This is a genomic window from Gemmatimonadaceae bacterium (assembly GCA_019752115.1).
Classification (GTDB): domain Bacteria; phylum Gemmatimonadota; class Gemmatimonadetes; order Gemmatimonadales; family Gemmatimonadaceae; genus Gemmatimonas.
This window is the reverse complement of record JAIEMN010000020.1, coordinates 121182-135677: the sequence shown is the minus strand read 5'-3', so window position 1 is coordinate 135677 and position 14496 is coordinate 121182. Positions and strand designations below refer to the sequence as shown.

Sequence of the window (14496 nt, the reverse complement as noted above, 5' to 3'; positions counted from 1 at the left end):
AACCCACAACCAAAAGCCCGAAACCCACAACTGATCAGTTCAAAAACCCCCTACTTCCCCGCCGCCTTCTCCACCGCCGCCAGCACGCGGAGCAGGTTCCCACTCCAGATCTTCGCGATCTCCTGCTCCGTGTAGCCGCGCCGCACCAGCTCGGCCGTCACGTTCGGCGCTTCCGTCGCATTGCGGAAGCCGTCCACACCGCCACCGCCGTCGAAGTCCGAGCTGATGCCAACGTGGTCGATGCCGATGCGCTTCACCACGTAGTCGATGTGGTCCACGAAGTCCTTGACCGTGGCCGGCGGATCGCTCGGGTAGCGACGCGCGGTGATGTCTTCCTGCTTGGCCAGGAACTCATTGCGCTTGTCGTTCGGCAGCGCCTGGATCTGTGCCTGCTGCTCGCGGCGGTTGGTGGCGGTGATGCCGTACTCCTTGCGCAGCTGCTCGTTGGCGGCCGCGCGCGCCTCCTCCCGGGGGATGTCGCGCTTGGGGTCGCACTTCACATAGCTGTTGAACGCCACCAGCTGAATCACGCCGCCATTCTTCTTGAGCGCGTCGAGCTGCTCGTCGTCCATGTTGCGACTGTGATTGCAGATCGCCCGCACGCCGCTGTGGCTGGCCATGATCGGCGCCTTGGTGATCTGCAGCGTCTGCATCATCGATTCCTTCGACGGATGCGACACGTCGATCATCATCCCCAGCCGGTTCATCTCGGCGATCACCTGCCGGCCCAGCGGCGACAGGCCATGATGCAGCCACACGCCGTCGCGTTCACCGGTGTTCGAGTCCGACAGCTGGCTGTGCCCGTTGTGCGCCAGCGACATGTACCGGCCGCCACGATCGTAGAACTTCTTGACGTTCGTGATGTCGCTGCCGATGGGGAAGCCATTCTCGATCCCCATGAAGATCACGCGCTTGCCACTCGTGTGGATCCGCACCGCATCGGCGGCCGTGTACGCGATCTCGGCGCGCGTGGGCGCCAGCTTCTCGGTGAGGCGATGCACCGCCTCGAACTTCTCGATGGCGGCGGCGTTGGCGGCGGCGAAGCCGGCCGAATCCAGATTCGGCGACTGCCCCACGTAGATCGCCAGAAACGCCCCGCCGAGCCCACCCTCATCCATCTTGGCGAGATCGACCTGCGTGCGGGGCAGCTTCGTGGTGTAGTTCGGCTGCGTCTCCGTGAAGTACGCCGGCGAAATGTCCACGTGCGTGTCGAGCGACAGCACACGGGCATGAATCGCCTTGGCGGTGCTCTGCACGACCGCTTCGTCGGTGATCTTCTTCCCCGACTGGGCTGCCGCGGTCGAGGCAGCCAGCAGGGACAACGGGCCCAGCAGGGCCGCGGAACGGAGTCGCATCATGGGCGGAGGGCTGAGGGTGAGTCGTCCGCCAACGTTACGTCCGCCGCCGCACTCCTGCTGAAGCGTTCCAGATGAGAAGCCAACAGCCGCAAAGGGGCACGAAGGACGAGAAGCCACCAACCGCAAAGGATCACGAAGGACCGGAAGGCCACGCAGAACATCCCACACTTCGTGACCTTCCAGCCCTTCGTGCCCCTTTGCGGTAGTTGAGCTGTTGCTTAGGCCTTTCCCAAAGCCGCGGGCGCCGCCGCGCGACCGCTGGCCCCGGCGAGTACCAGCAGCGTCAGCACGTACGGCAGCGCCAGAAAGAGCTGATACGGCACGCCGCTCCACCCCATCGCCTGAAAGAGCGTCTGCAGCGAATTGGCCGCGCCGAACAGCAGCGCGGCGCCCAGCACGCCGAGCGGCTTCCAGCGGCCGAGCACCACGATGGCGATGGCGATGAAGCCGCGTCCGGCGCTCATCCCCTCCACGAAGGTGCCGGCCTGCGCCAGCACGAGCGTGGCACCGGCGAGCCCCGCCATGCCACCGGCAAAGAGCACCGCCAGCGCCTGCGTGCGCCGTGGCGCGATCCCGGCGGCAACGGCCGCGTCGGGATACTCGCCGAGCGCCCGCACCGCGAGCCCGGCATGCGTACGGGCCAGCCACCAGGCGAGCAGCGGGGCGAGCAGCATCACCAGATAGGTGATCACCGGCTGCGCAAAGAGCGCCGCCCCCACCAGCGGCAACGAGGCGAGCCCGGGAATCACCAACGGCCCGGCCGTCGGCGTGGAGAGCGCCACACCCGACGCGCCAAAGAGGGAGCGATAGAGCGTTCCCGTCAGCCCGAGCGAAAAGAGCGTGATCGCCGTGCCGGTGATGATCTGATCGGCCCGCAACCGCACCGTGAAGAAGGCAAAGATCGCCGCGATCAGCACCCCGGCGAGCGCACCCACCACAAAGCCGCCGGCGACGCCGAGCGACGCCGCCGCCACGGTCCCTCCCAGCGCGCCGGCAATGATCGCCCCCTCGAGTCCGATGTTGATCACGCCCGCGCGCTCGCTGATGCACTCGCCCAGCGCCGCCAGCGCGAGCGGCGTGGCGGTGCGCACGGTGGCTTCCAGAAAGCCGGCGCCGATATCGAGCGCGCTCACGCCGCGTCCCCTCCCGCTTCGGCCCGGGCGCGCGTCTGCAGGCGGTCAGCCGACACCACCAGCAGAATGAGCAGGGCTTCTACCACACTCACCACCACGCTCGGCACACCCGCATCGCGCTGCATGGCGTTGGCGCCCGCTTCGAGCGCACCAAAGAGCAGCGCGGTGCCCAGTACGCCCAGTGGATTGAGACGCGCCAGCAGCGCCACCGCGATGGCCGTGTAGCCGTACCCCGGCGAAAAGTTTTCGTATAGCGCGTAGGTCACGCCGGTGTATTCGACCGAGCCAGCGAGTCCCGCCAGGAGCCCGCTGCCAATGAACGCGAGAAGCACCGTGCGCGGCACGACGATCCGCCCCGCCGATTGCGCCGCGAAGGGATTCATCCCCACCGCACGGACGCGGAAGCCGCTCGCCGTATTCGCGAGCCACCACCACACGACAATGGCCACCACCACGAGCAGCGGCACCCCGGCGTGCAGGCGCGTGCCACTCAGCAACACGGGCAAGTGCAGCGGGTCAGGGAGCGTCGTGGACTGCGGATTCACGTGCGTGGGCTCCTGCAACGGCCCACGCACCAGCCATCCCGTGAGATACTGCGCCACGAAGTTCAGCATGATCGTACTGATCACCTCGAGCACGCCAAAACGCAGTCGCAGCACCGCGGCTATGCCGGCCCACGCACCACCGGCTACCGCACCACCAACAAGCAGCACGGGAATGGCCACGAGTGGTGACGCGGAGGCCAGCGGCACCGCGAGCGCCGTGGCCGCCACCGCGCCCACCAGCAGCTGCCCTTCGGCGCCCACATTCAGAATGCCGGCGCGAAACGCCAGCGACACCGCGAGCCCCGCCAGGCCGAGCGGCACGGCGCGCACGAGCGTCGCCGACGTGATGGCATACCACGAGCCAAAGGCGCCGCGCCACAAGGCCGACAACGCCGGCGCCACCGCATGCCCGGTGAGCAGGAGCAGCCCACTCAGCAACAGGAGCGCCACCGCCAGCGTGGCCACGAGCTGGGCGAGCGCGCGCAGACGCGACGCGAAGGCAGATGCGGACGCGGTGGCGGAGGCGCGTGACACCGAACTCATGTCGCGCCGCCCAGCATGGCCCGCCCGACGGCATCCCGGTCCATCGGCACTTCCACACTCCGACCGTCGAACATGGCGTACACGCGGTCGGCCAGCAGCAGCACTTCGTCCAGATCACTGCTGTACACCACGACCGCGGTGCCACCGTCGCGCGCGGTACGCAGCGCGGCCTGCACCGCGGCGGTGGCCTTGAAGTCGAGCCCGCGCGACGGATTCTCCACCACCAGCGCCGCCGGTGCGTCGGCCAGTTCACGCGCCAGCACGAACTTCTGCTGATTGCCCCCCGAGAGCGTCCGCGCCACCGCCGTGGCGCCCGGCGCGCGCACGTCATAGCGGCCCAGCAGCGACGCGGTGGTCTCGCGCAACGCCTCCCACGGCATGCGCCCGCGCCGCGTCACCGCATCGCGCAACGCAAGGTTTTCAAAGAGCGGGGCATCCAGCAGCATCGCATCCCGATGCCGATCTTCGGGCACGAACCCCACCGGCGTTGGGCAGGTCAGCGCGCCGGCACTCGGCGTGAGCCGACCGGCCAGCAGTCGCAGCAGCTCGTGCTGCCCCGACCCTTCCACCGCGGCGATCCCCACGATCTCACCGGCGCGCACCTGCAGCGTCGCCCCGCGGACCCGCTCCACGCCCGCGGCATCGCGCCAGTGCACGTCACGCGCGGCCAGTACCACGTCACCCACCGGCGACGACGCGGCGACGGCGTGCGAGGCCGTCTCACTCAGCGTCTCGAGGACCGGCGTCGCCGCCGTCGCGCTCGTGTTGGCCACCGCCGCCGAGGCGGCCGATGTGGCGCCGCCCAGCATGGCGGATGCCAGTTGCTCCGCCGTGAGTCCGTTGGACGGTGCGGCGAGCGCCACCCGCCCGCGGTGCAGCACGGTGATCGTATCGGCAACCGCGAGGGCATCGCGCAGCTTGTGCGTGATGAGCACCACGGCGTTCCCTTCATCGGCGTAGCGACGCACCCAGCGCAGCAGCTCCTGCGCTTCCTCGGGGGCGAGGACCGCCGTGGGTTCGTCGAGAATGAGCAGGCGCACCTCGCGCGCCAGCGCCTTCACGATCTCGCAGCGCTGCTGTGCACCTACCGGCAGCTGATCGACGCGCGCCTCGGGATCGATCGCCAGGCCGGCCTTGGCGGCCACGGTGCGCACGCGCGTGGCCGCCGCGACAGGATCGAACCGCCCCTGCCCGCCCAGCGCGACATTCTCGGCGACGGTCATCGCCGGCACGAGCGTGAAGTGCTGATGCACCATGCCGATGCCGGCGGCCAACGCATCGGCCGGCGAGCGGAACGTCACCACGTTGCCGTTCCATCGCACCACGCCGGTGGTGGGCGGCAGCGCGCCGAAGGCGATGCGCATCAGCGTCGTTTTGCCGGCGCCGTTCTCTCCCAGGAGCGCGTGCACGCTCCCAGGGCGTACCGTGAGCGACGCGTCCTCGAGCGCGGTCACGGCCCCGAAGCGGCGCGTGATCCCCTCGAGTGCGAGTGTCATGCGCGCGTTACGAGCCGGTGGGCAGGTGCAGGAACGTCCACGGCAACCCGAAGCGCTGCTCCAGCCATTCGCCGAGCGCCTGCACGCCCAAGGTTTCGGTGGCGTAATGGCCGGCATAGACCACGCAGAGGTCGTGCTCGATCGCTTCGACCGTGGTGTGATGTGGCCCTTCCCCCACGATGAGCGTGTCGATGCCGCGTTCGCGCGCTTCGCGCAGCGTGTCGGAGGAGGCGCCGCCGCCGGTGCAGATCGCCCAGCGTTGCGTGGTCCGGCCGTGCGCGGGGATGGAGGTGCGCACGGTGCCGCCGTAGCGCGCGGCAAAGGCGCTCACGCGCGCCACGAGATCGGCCGTGGGCTCGTGCGCCTCGCCCATCACGCCGATGTCGATGGTCTTGAAGCGCGCGAAGCCCCCGCTTGGCGTGAGGTGCAGCGCCTGCGCGAGTCGGGCGTTATTCCCCAGCTGCGGATGCAGGTCGAGCGGCAGATGCGAGCCGTAGACCGCCACATTGCTCGCCAGGAGCGTGTGGTATTTCTCGTAGCTGATGCCGGTGATGGGCTGCGCGCCGCTCCAGAACAGCCCGTGATGCACGATGAGCAGCGACGCGCCGCACAGTGCCGCCTCGGTGATCGCCGCGCGCGACGCATCCACGGCGACCGCCACCCGCTCGACCGTGCCCTGATTCGCGAGCTGCAAACCATTCACCGCCCCCGGATAATCGGGGACGTCGAACGTGCGCAGCTCGGTGTCGAGCGCCGCGACGAGATCGTGGAGGGGAACAGCGGGCATGACGGGACTCAGTTCGGCTTGATCGGCTTGGCGCTGTCGGTCGCCGCCGTGAGATCCTTGAGCGCCGTGAAGGTGCCGGCCTTGATGAGCGCCCCCACCGAATCCGAGGCCGTGATCGCCGAGGCCGGAATCTTCGCGCGGAGTGCATCGTTCAGTTCGAGGCGCACGACGTCGTCCTTCACGCCGAGATTGATGACGCGTCCGGTGAAGGTCCCCGCCTTCACTTCGCGAGCCGCGAGGAGGAACGCCTTCGGCAGATCGATGACGACGCTGCCCAGGATGACATCGGGTGCGATCGGGTTCTGATTCGCGTTCGTGCCGAAAGCGAACACGCCCTTCTCCTTGGCCGCCTGGAAGATGCCGAGTCCGGCGGCATCGGCGTTCTGGAAGATCACGTCGACGCCGCGACCGATCTGCGCGAGTGCCTGCTCCTTGGCCGCGCTCACATCATCCCAGTTGCCGATGTACGAGGTGAGCACTTCGATCTTCGGGTTCACCGACTTTGCCCCGCGCTCGAAGGCTTGAAAGCTCGCCTTGACCGGCGGCAGCTCCTGACCGGCGATCATGCCGAGCTTGCCGGACTTGGAGGCGGCGGCAGCGATGATCCCGGCCTGATACGACGCCTCTTCGAACGCGAACGCGAAGCCGGCGAGGTTGGCGCCGGTGGCGCGGCCGGAGGTGATGACGTAGCTGGTCTTGGGATAGGCAGGGGCCACGCGGACGGCGGCGTCCTGATACTCGAAGCCGTTGCCGATGACGAGGTCGTATCCCTGCGCGCCGTACTGCCGGAAGTTCTCCTCGAACTCGGCGGGGGTCTTGGTCTGGATATGGGAGACCTGGGCGCCCAATGAGTCCTTGATCGCCTGGAGCCCCTGGTAGGCGATGCCATTCCAGGAGCGGTCAGAGACCGGGCCCGGCGTCAGCAGGGCGACCCGCAACGTCTTGGTGGCGGCCGCGGAATCGGCAGTCTTGGCGTCGCCACCCGAGCAGGCGGCGAGGAGGGCGACACTCGCGGCGAGCAGGACGGCGCGGGCGGCAGCGAATCGGGGCATGAGAGTCCTGTTATGGCGCCGTACTGGCGCCATGGTGGTTCAGTCGAGTGAAACGCCGAGTAGTTCGAGAACACGCTCGAGGTCATCGTTGGAGAAGAACGCGATGCGCACCTCGCCTTTGTCCTTCGCTGTCAACGAAATGGTGACACCTGTCTGCAGTTTCCGGCGGAGTTTTTCTTCGAGTTGGCGGACGACGGCGCCGGACGCACCCGGCGGGGTGGCGGGCGGTTCGTTCGCCGGCGAAGCTTTCTTGCCCGCGGCCGGCGGCTTGGGGCGCCCGGCGGCGACGCGGCGTTCGACTTCGCGGACGGAGAGTCCGTTCTGGGCGGTCTCGCGGGCGAGGTCAACGATCGCGCGTTCGTTGCCCAGGGGGAGGAGGGCGCGGGCGTGGCCGGCGGAGAGCTGCTTGTCCTGCAGCATGCGCCGCACGGACGCCGGGAGTTGCCGAAGGCGGAGGGCGTTGGCGACGGTCGAGCGGTCTTTGCCGACGACGTCCGCGACTTCCTGGTTGGTGAGGGCGAACTCGTCGATGAGGCGCTGATAGCCGTCGGCTTCTTCTATAGGATCGAGATCGGCGCGCTGGAGGTTCTCGATCATGGCCAGCGTGAGGAGCGTCTTGTCATCGACGGGCTTCACGAGGGCGGGGATCTCGGACCAGCCGAGTCGGGTGGCGGCGCGGAATCGTCGTTCGCCGGCGATCAGTTCGTAGCCCTGTCCGTTCGGGGCGGGGCGGACGGTGATCGGCTGGAGGAGCCCGTTGACGCGGAGCGAGGCTTCGAGGTCGGCGAGCTCTTCGGGGCGGAACTCCTGCCGAGGCTGGAAGGGGTTTGCCCTAATTTGGGAAAGCGGAATGGTTTTGAGGGGCGATTCGGGCGCTGGCGCGCTCGCGGGCGCGCCGGTCGCGGCGGCCGGGGCGTCGGGTAGCGCGGCGGCCGGCGGGGCCGGTTTGGGCGGCTCTTTCCGGGCGAGGAGGGCGTCGAGCCCGCGTCCGAGGCGGCGAGGGGGTTCGGGCGTCATGACTCCGCTCCAGAGGGCGAGGGGGTCGCAGCGAGACGCTGGGTCCGGTCGATGAGCTCGCGAGCGACGGCCATATACGCTTGGGCGCCGACCGACGCGATGTCATAGACGACGATCGGCTTGCCGAAGCTGGGCGCTTCGGCGAGGCGGATGTTCCGCGGGATGACCGTCTGAAAGACCTTGTCGCCGAAGTGGGCGCGCGCATCGGCGACGACCTGGCGGGAGAGGTTCAGGCGGTTGTCGAACATGGTGAGGAGCACCGAGTCGACGTCGAGGGTGGGGTTCATCGACTCCTGCACGCGCTGCACCGTCCCCAGGAGCTGCGAGAGCCCTTCGAGGGCGTAGTACTCGCACTGGAGGGGGATCAGGATCGCGTCGGCCGCCACCAGCATGTTGAGGGTGATGATGCCGAGTGAGGGCGGGCAGTCGAGGAGGATGTAGTCGTACTGATCGCGGACCGTGGCGATGGCGTCGCGCATGCGGGTGGCGCGGTCGTCGGCATCGACGAGTTCGACTTCGGCGCCGGAGAGATCGGGGGTGGTGGGGAGGAGGTCGAGGTGCTTGAACTGGACGCCACGGACGATGGCGTCGCCGATGGCGGCGTCGCCCATGAGGACGTCGTAGGTGGTGCGCTCGAGCTCGTCCCGGGAGAGACCACACCCGGAGGTCGCGTTCCCCTGGGGATCGGCGTCGATCAGCAGGGTGCGCTGTTCGGCGACCGCGAGGGACGCGGCGAGATTGACGGCGGTGGTCGTCTTACCGACCCCGCCCTTCTGGTTGGCGATGGCGAGAATGCGGGCCACGATCTGGTCGCTGGGGTTCGCCGCGACGGGGGTCGCAGCGGGTTCGCGGGGAGGCGAAGTATAGGGCGGCCGGGGGCGCTGGACCATGGCGGCGGGCATACTGGTCTGGTTTCACGTGAAACGTGGGGCGGCGAGGGCGGCTTGGAGAAGAGCACACACAGGGCTCACAGAGACCAAAGGGAGCACGGGGGACATCACCCCGTGCTCCCTTCGGTCTCTGTGAGCCCTGCGTGTGCAGTTGTTCTTCTTGTGACCGGCCGAATCGCGACAACTCCGGCTCCCAGAGGAGAAGGTCACGCCGTTTCACGTGAAACGGCTCCCCACATCCCCCGCCCTACGGCTGCTTCGCGAAGCGCCAGCGGGTGGAGACCGAGACCGACACCGTGCTCATCCCCTCGCTGATCGGCGTCGGGGCCGCGTCGCCCCCCGCCATCTTGGCCATCGCCAGCATCGGCATCGGCTCCGGGCGCCCGCTCTCCATCACAATGAGCTCCAGGAGCTCCGCCACCATCCCGCCGGCCGCCTTGGCCGCCACATCCGCCTGTCGACGCGCGCTCGCCACCGCCTCTGTGAGCGCCGCGTCCTCCGCCTTCGCACGGTCCTTCACCAGGAACTCCAGGCCGGCAATCCGATTCGCGCCGTTGCTCAGACCAGCGTCGATGATCGGCCCCGCCTGATCAAGCTTGTCGGTCTCCACCGAGACGATGTTGCTCACCCGGTAGCCGTCGAGCAGTGTCCGCTGCTCCTTCGGGTCCCAGCGCTGCTCGGGCTGCACACTGTAGTTGATCGTCCGGATCTGCGACGCCGGGATCCCCAGCGCCTGCAGCGCCTTGATGATCGCGGCCTGCTTCCGGTTGTTCTCTGCCGCCGCCGCGTTGGCGGTCCGGGCCTTGGTCTCGAGCCCGACCTGCACGCGCGCCCGGTCCGGCGCCACCTGCACCTCCCCGCGCGCCACCACCGTGATCGCCGGCGGCGCCACCGGCTGGACCTGCGCCTGCGCGATGTGAAACGGCGACGCTGCGCTCAGAGCGGCAGCCAGGGTCAACGGACGGGTCAGACGCGAACGACGCGACATACGATCTCCAGAGTCAAAGCGGGACACGAGCGAGCGACCAACCACCGAGATCCCGCACCGCCGGTGAAGTTCAAGGGTTCCCGATGCCATGCGGGAGACGACCGTCGAACGGACTCTTGCACACATCCCAACATAACGAATCACTATACCGACACTTTCGCGCCAGCTCTAAGGCAAACACTCGTCGGGGATACGGGGGAGCGGGGAGAATCGTGCGAACGGACGCGTCGGCGCATGGTGCACGAGGACGTTGGTCCTGCTCTGCGGAGGGGCGGAGCGGCGGAGGGGCGGAGGGACGCGGGTCTGAAGAAGAACCCTCCGTGACGTGAACCCTCCGCGTCGCCGCAGGGCGGGCGCAACGCACCCGCCGCAGCAACGACTCTCGCTACACGAGACGATCGCCCCGGTCCCCCGTCCCCCCGACGAGCGGTTCGCTCGGCACGACGCTCAGCGCGCGCGGCGCAATTCCATCACGAGATTCTGCAGGTCGGCCGGACTGATCCCCGGGATCGCGCTCGCCTGCGCCAGTGTCGCCGGACGTACGCGGCTCAGCTTCTGGCGCGCTTCAATCGAAATCGTGCGCAGCGCCTCGTAGTCGAAGCTCTCCGGTAAGCGCAGCGCGCCCTGCGCGGTGAGGCGCGCCGCGCGGGCGCGTTCCTTCTGGAAGTAGCCCGCGTACTTGAGCTCGAGCTCCGCGCCCACCACCGCATCATGCGGCAACTCACCACCCACACCAGCGGCCGCGAACAGATCGCCGAGGGCGATGTCCTGACGCTTCGCCAACTCCGAGGCACGCACCGCGTGCGCGAGCGGGCGCGATCCCGCCGCGATGAGCACCGGATCGGCCACGGCCGGTGACATGCTCGTGTCGTCGGCCAGGCGCAGCGCCGTGCGTACCGACGCGAGACGCGCGTGCATCGTGTCGCATTCGTCCGGCGTCAGCAGCGCCAGCGATTCCGCCACGGGCCCGAGGCGCGCGAGCGCATTGTCCTGCCGCACCGTGAGGCGGAACTCGCTGCGCGACGTGAACAGGCGATACGGCTCGTCCACGCCGCGCGTGACGAGATCGTTCACCAGCACGCCGATGTAGCTCGTCTCGCGCCCCAGCAACACCGGCTCGTGCCCCTGCACGGCGCGCGCGGCATTGAGCCCCGCCATGACACCCTGCCCCGCCGCTTCCTCGTAGCCGGTGGTGCCATTCACCTGACCGGCAAAGAAGAGTCCCGCGATCGCGCGCGACTCGAGCGACGGTGCCAGCTGTGTGGGCGGGTAGTAGTCGTACTCGATCGCATAGCCGGCGCGCGTCATCTGCACCTGCTCGAGACCAGGCACCGTGCGCATAACCGCCAGTTGCACCGGCGCCGGCAGCGACGTCGACAGCCCGTTCACATACAGCTCGGTGGTGTCATGCCCCTCCGGCTCGAGAAAGAGCTGGTGGCGCGTCTTGTCGGGGAACTTCACGACCTTGTCTTCGACACTCGGGCAGTAGCGCGGTCCACGACTCGCAATCGCGCCGCCATACATCGCCGACTCGGCGATGTGCTCGCCGATCAGCTGCGTCCCCTCGGCCTCGAGCCAGGTGATCCAGCAGGGCATCTGCACCGGGTGGCGCGTCGCGTCACCCACGACCCGCGGCGCGCGCCAGAAGTGCGACCAGCTGTAATCGAACGCGTCGATTTCACTTTCCTGCCGTTCGAGCGCCGTGACGTTCACGCTGCGGCCATCGATGCGTGGCGGGGTCCCGGTCTTGAAGCGCGCTGTGGTGAGCCCTACCGCGTCGAGCTGCTCGCCCAGCGACACCGAGGCCGCTTCACCGGCACGCCCGCCGCTGACTCGCGTCGACGTACCGATGTGCATCTGCCCGCGCCCGAAGGTGCCGGTGGTGAGCACGACCGCCCGCGCGCCAAAGCGGCGGCCCTCGGCCGTCTCCACGCCGGCGACCCGCGCCTGAGAACCAGCCGGGCCGTCGAACAGCAGGCGCGCGACCATCCCCTGAATCGTGACCAGGCGCGGCTGGGCTTCGAGCAGCGTGCGGACCGCACGGCGATAGAGCCCACGATCACACTGCGAGCGCGGCGCCCACACCGCCGGTCCCTTGCCGCGATTGAGCATCCGGAACTGCACGCTCGCCAGATCGGTGGCGCGGGCGATGATGCCCCCCAGCGCGTCCACCTCGCGCACGACCGTGCCCTTGGCAACGCCGCCGATCGCCGGATTGCACGACAGCTGACCGATCTGCTCGAGCGCCGCCGTGATCAGGGCGACCCGCGCACCGGCCCGCGCCGCCGCGACCGCGGCTTCGGTGCCGGCATGACCGGCCCCGATCACCACGACATCGTATTCAGCTTCGAAAGCGGCAGCAGCGCGAGGGGAGACCATGTACTGGAAGCTAGGATTACTTTGCACGGATGCCACTGACTCTTTCGCATACCGCCCCGACGCTGCTCATCCGCAAGGCGGCGTTCGAGCGCGTGGGGCTCACCCGCGCGCAGTTCGACGAAGCGCTCCTGCTGACACCCGAGGAGTTCCGGGTGGAGGGCGAGGTCATCGCCATCGGCCCGCTCGTGGGGGAGGATGCGCTGACCGACCTGATCCAGCAGCTCGAGGAGTCGGGGCTCGTTTACTTCGACGACTTCTTTGAACTGAGCGGCAACTGGCCCGAGTGGCTGCGGCTCTTCGTCATGGGCGCGCGCGCCTGACCCCCGCCCGTTTCGCGCGCACGTCCTGCCAGGCGCGCTGCCGCTCACGCTGACGGGCCACCCACGCCTCGCTGCGCCGCAGCACGCCTTCCCAGCCGCACTGCAGGCACCAGCTGCGTCGATTGCGCGCGCCAAAGCTGACGAGGTGCCACCAGCCGCGGCGCTCCACCGCCTGCGTTTCGGCGTCGCACACCGGGCAGCGGTCGCCCTCGCTGATCATGTTGAGGAAGACCTTCGTGAGCAGCCAGAACATCACGAGCTGCATGGCCGTGATCACCGCGATGAAAATGATCGCGTCGGACCACGTCCACTGACCGGGCACTAGAGCCGCTGCTCCACGTCGGCCCACAGCTCCACGTGGGCGACGCCATCTTCGACGCGATCGATCACGACCTCGACGCCTTCGGCCAGCGCGCCGCCGTGCATCGCCCGCACCGGCAACGCATACTCGCGGCCGTCGAGCGCATAGGTCATGACGCCGCTGTCGCCCGCGGCGGCGGCGCGCGTTACGCGTCCGAGCGTCCCCTGCAGCAGGAAGCGTTCGTCCACCTGATCGTGCCGCGCCGACGGAATGGCCCAGCGGGCAATGAGAAGCGCCTGACCGGCATAGGCGGCGGCGCCGGCGACGAGCGCCAGCGCGAGCAACGGTAGCCACCCCCACGGGGTGAACCGATCGAGGAGATAGCCGGTGAGGCCGAAGCCCACCGCAAACGCGGCGAGACTCGCGCGATTGAACAGCGCGGACGGTTCCGCCGCCGGATCATGTTCACTTCGACGTTCGTGCGGGGCGACCGCCGGGTGCACCTGACGTTCCGTGCCATAAAGCATGGCAAAGACGCCGAGGACGAGCCCGGTGAGCAGCACCGCGAGAGAGACAGCAGTCACGCGTACCAGAATGCAGAGGACAGCGGGGCCACCGTGGCCCCGCTCCGGAAGCTAGGCGGTCACCGAGGTGGTCGCAGCAGGTGCCGGCGCGGCCGACCGCCCGGCGAACCCGGCGGCCAGAAATTCGGCGGCCCGCCACTCTCCGTAGTACCAGGGGTTGAGCGGATTCCACCCGGCCGTGAAGCCCACGTGGCCGCCTCGCGCCGGGAACTCGAGTTCGACCTGGGCATTGCCCGCGACCGCCACCCGGACCTCGTCGAGGACCTCGGGCGGGAGGAACGGGTCGTCCACCGCACTCAGCAGCAGGGTACGGCGACGGATCCCGGCGAGATACGGCAACGAGCTCGCCCGAGCGTAGTAGTCCGCGGCGTCGCGAAAGCCATGGAGCGGGGCCGTGAAGGCATCGTCGAACTCCCACAGCGTGCGCGCCTGCGCCACCCGACGGAGGTCGGCCAGCTCGGCGTGGCGGTCGATCTTCCGCAGCGCCTTGGGAATGAGCGTCTTGAGAAAAAGCCGCTCGTACACGACCCCGAAGCCGCGCCCGATATGCCGGGAGGCGCGGGCGAGGTCGAAGGGGACGGACACGGCCACCGCGCCGGTGACCGCCGGCGGCAGGTCGGCCCCCCACTCGCCGAGCAGCTTGCAGAGGACATTGCCACCAAGCGACACCCCCATGAGGCCGAGGGGCGCCCCGGGGTGCCGGGCGATGAGCTGCTCGATGACCCAGCGGGGGTCGCTCGTTTCGCCGGAGTGGTAGCTCCGGGGCAGCCGGTTCGGTTCCGAACCGCAGGTCCGAAAGAGCAGCAGGTCCGCCGCCCAGCGCCGGCTCTGCGCTTCGCGGAACATCGCCTTGGCGTAGTGCGAATGGGTGCCGCCTTCGAGCCCGTGCAACAGCAACAGTCGGGGTGCCGCCGGTCCATCGGGGCTTTCGAGCCGGGCCACTTCCACGAAGTCGCCGTCGGGGGTGTCCCAGCGCTCGCGCTGAATGGCCGGGACGGGCTCGCGCCGTCCGACCCGCCCCCACACCGTGGCGGTGTGCGGATCGGGGAGCCACCAGGCGGGGCGATAGGGGCGCATTCGCGACGACATACAGCGAATATGTA

14 protein-coding genes are annotated in these 14496 nt (G+C 68.9%); 1 reads left to right on the top strand and 13 read right to left on the bottom strand.

What is annotated here, in order from left to right; translation table 11 throughout:
- Positions 1 to 50: 50 nt before the first annotated feature.
- The 10 genes from K2R93_10365 to mnmG form a co-directional block, all read right to left on the bottom strand.
- Positions 51 to 1358 carry a dipeptidase gene (locus K2R93_10365; GenBank protein MBY0490231.1) on the bottom strand — a complete coding sequence of 436 codons (1308 nt, stop codon included), beginning with the start codon at positions 1356 to 1358 and terminating at the stop codon, positions 51 to 53.
- A gap of 218 nt (positions 1359 to 1576) precedes the next feature.
- A complete protein-coding gene (locus tag K2R93_10360; protein ID MBY0490230.1) occupies positions 1577 to 2491 on the bottom strand; it encodes an ABC transporter permease in 915 nt (304 codons plus the stop codon).
- A complete protein-coding gene (locus tag K2R93_10355; protein MBY0490229.1) occupies positions 2488 to 3579 on the bottom strand; it encodes an ABC transporter permease in 1092 nt (363 codons plus the stop codon). The genes K2R93_10360 and K2R93_10355 overlap by 4 nt, the downstream gene beginning before the upstream one ends.
- Positions 3576 to 5075 (bottom strand): ABC transporter ATP-binding protein, encoded by a 1500-nt coding sequence (locus tag K2R93_10350; protein MBY0490228.1) that lies wholly within the window; start codon positions 5073 to 5075, stop codon positions 3576 to 3578. Before K2R93_10350 ends, K2R93_10355 begins: the two co-directional genes overlap by 4 nt.
- Before the next feature lie 7 nt (positions 5076 to 5082).
- A complete protein-coding gene (locus tag K2R93_10345; GenBank protein ID MBY0490227.1) occupies positions 5083 to 5862 on the bottom strand; it encodes a Nif3-like dinuclear metal center hexameric protein in 780 nt (259 codons plus the stop codon).
- 8 nt (positions 5863 to 5870) lie between these two features.
- Positions 5871 to 6914, bottom strand: a complete 1044-nt coding sequence (locus tag K2R93_10340) for a BMP family protein (protein MBY0490226.1) — start codon at positions 6912 to 6914, stop codon at positions 5871 to 5873.
- Between the two features lie 39 nt (positions 6915 to 6953).
- Entirely contained in the window at positions 6954 to 7931 is a 978-nt protein-coding gene (locus K2R93_10335; protein ID MBY0490225.1) for a ParB/RepB/Spo0J family partition protein, read from the bottom strand.
- Positions 7928 to 8734, bottom strand: a complete 807-nt coding sequence (locus K2R93_10330; GenBank protein MBY0490224.1) for an AAA family ATPase — start codon at positions 8732 to 8734, stop codon at positions 7928 to 7930. Before K2R93_10330 ends, K2R93_10335 begins: the two co-directional genes overlap by 4 nt.
- Before the next feature lie 334 nt (positions 8735 to 9068).
- Positions 9069 to 9809, bottom strand: a complete 741-nt coding sequence (locus K2R93_10325) for an SIMPL domain-containing protein (GenBank protein ID MBY0490223.1) — start codon at positions 9807 to 9809, stop codon at positions 9069 to 9071.
- A gap of 447 nt (positions 9810 to 10256) precedes the next feature.
- Positions 10257 to 12188: a tRNA uridine-5-carboxymethylaminomethyl(34) synthesis enzyme MnmG gene (gene mnmG / locus K2R93_10320; protein MBY0490222.1), complete on the bottom strand. Its 1932-nt coding sequence runs from the start codon at positions 12186 to 12188 to the stop codon at positions 10257 to 10259.
- 29 nt (positions 12189 to 12217) lie between these two features.
- On the opposite strand from mnmG, the gene K2R93_10315 reads away from it, so the two are divergent.
- Entirely contained in the window at positions 12218 to 12508 is a 291-nt protein-coding gene (locus K2R93_10315) for a hypothetical protein (protein MBY0490221.1), read from the top strand.
- Here K2R93_10315 and K2R93_10310 read toward each other — a convergent pair.
- The 3 genes from K2R93_10310 to K2R93_10300 are packed head-to-tail and all read right to left on the bottom strand — an operon-like array spanning position 12489 to position 14482.
- Positions 12489 to 12830, bottom strand: a complete 342-nt coding sequence (locus K2R93_10310) for a hypothetical protein (protein ID MBY0490220.1) — start codon at positions 12828 to 12830, stop codon at positions 12489 to 12491. The genes K2R93_10315 and K2R93_10310 overlap by 20 nt on opposite strands.
- Complete coding sequence (locus tag K2R93_10305; GenBank protein MBY0490219.1) at positions 12830 to 13393, bottom strand: hypothetical protein; 564 nt, start codon at positions 13391 to 13393, stop codon at positions 12830 to 12832. The genes K2R93_10310 and K2R93_10305 overlap by 1 nt, the downstream gene beginning before the upstream one ends.
- A gap of 51 nt (positions 13394 to 13444) precedes the next feature.
- Positions 13445 to 14482 carry an alpha/beta fold hydrolase gene (locus tag K2R93_10300; GenBank protein ID MBY0490218.1) on the bottom strand — a complete coding sequence of 346 codons (1038 nt, stop codon included), beginning with the start codon at positions 14480 to 14482 and terminating at the stop codon, positions 13445 to 13447.
- Positions 14483 to 14496: the final 14 nt, after the last annotated feature.

What these genes read in the sequence shown, in the direction of transcription:
- K2R93_10325 (MBY0490223.1), bottom strand. Translation starts at nt 9,809, where the DNA reads ATGTCGCGTCGTTCGCGTCTGACCCGTCCGTTGACCCTGGCTGCCGCT.
- K2R93_10350 (MBY0490228.1), bottom strand. Translation starts at nt 5,075, where the DNA reads ATGACACTCGCACTCGAGGGGATCACGCGCCGCTTCGGGGCCGTGACC.
- K2R93_10365 (MBY0490231.1), bottom strand. Translation starts at nt 1,358, where the DNA reads ATGATGCGACTCCGTTCCGCGGCCCTGCTGGGCCCGTTGTCCCTGCTG.
- K2R93_10315 (MBY0490221.1), top strand. Translation starts at nt 12,218, where the DNA reads ATGCCACTGACTCTTTCGCATACCGCCCCGACGCTGCTCATCCGCAAG.
- mnmG (MBY0490222.1), bottom strand. Translation starts at nt 12,188, where the DNA reads ATGGTCTCCCCTCGCGCTGCTGCCGCTTTCGAAGCTGAATACGATGTC.
- K2R93_10345 (MBY0490227.1), bottom strand. Translation starts at nt 5,862, where the DNA reads ATGCCCGCTGTTCCCCTCCACGATCTCGTCGCGGCGCTCGACACCGAG.
- K2R93_10340 (MBY0490226.1), bottom strand. Translation starts at nt 6,914, where the DNA reads ATGCCCCGATTCGCTGCCGCCCGCGCCGTCCTGCTCGCCGCGAGTGTC.
- K2R93_10335 (MBY0490225.1), bottom strand. Translation starts at nt 7,931, where the DNA reads ATGACGCCCGAACCCCCTCGCCGCCTCGGACGCGGGCTCGACGCCCTC.
- K2R93_10300 (MBY0490218.1), bottom strand. Translation starts at nt 14,482, where the DNA reads ATGTCGTCGCGAATGCGCCCCTATCGCCCCGCCTGGTGGCTCCCCGAT.
- K2R93_10355 (MBY0490229.1), bottom strand. Translation starts at nt 3,579, where the DNA reads ATGAGTTCGGTGTCACGCGCCTCCGCCACCGCGTCCGCATCTGCCTTC.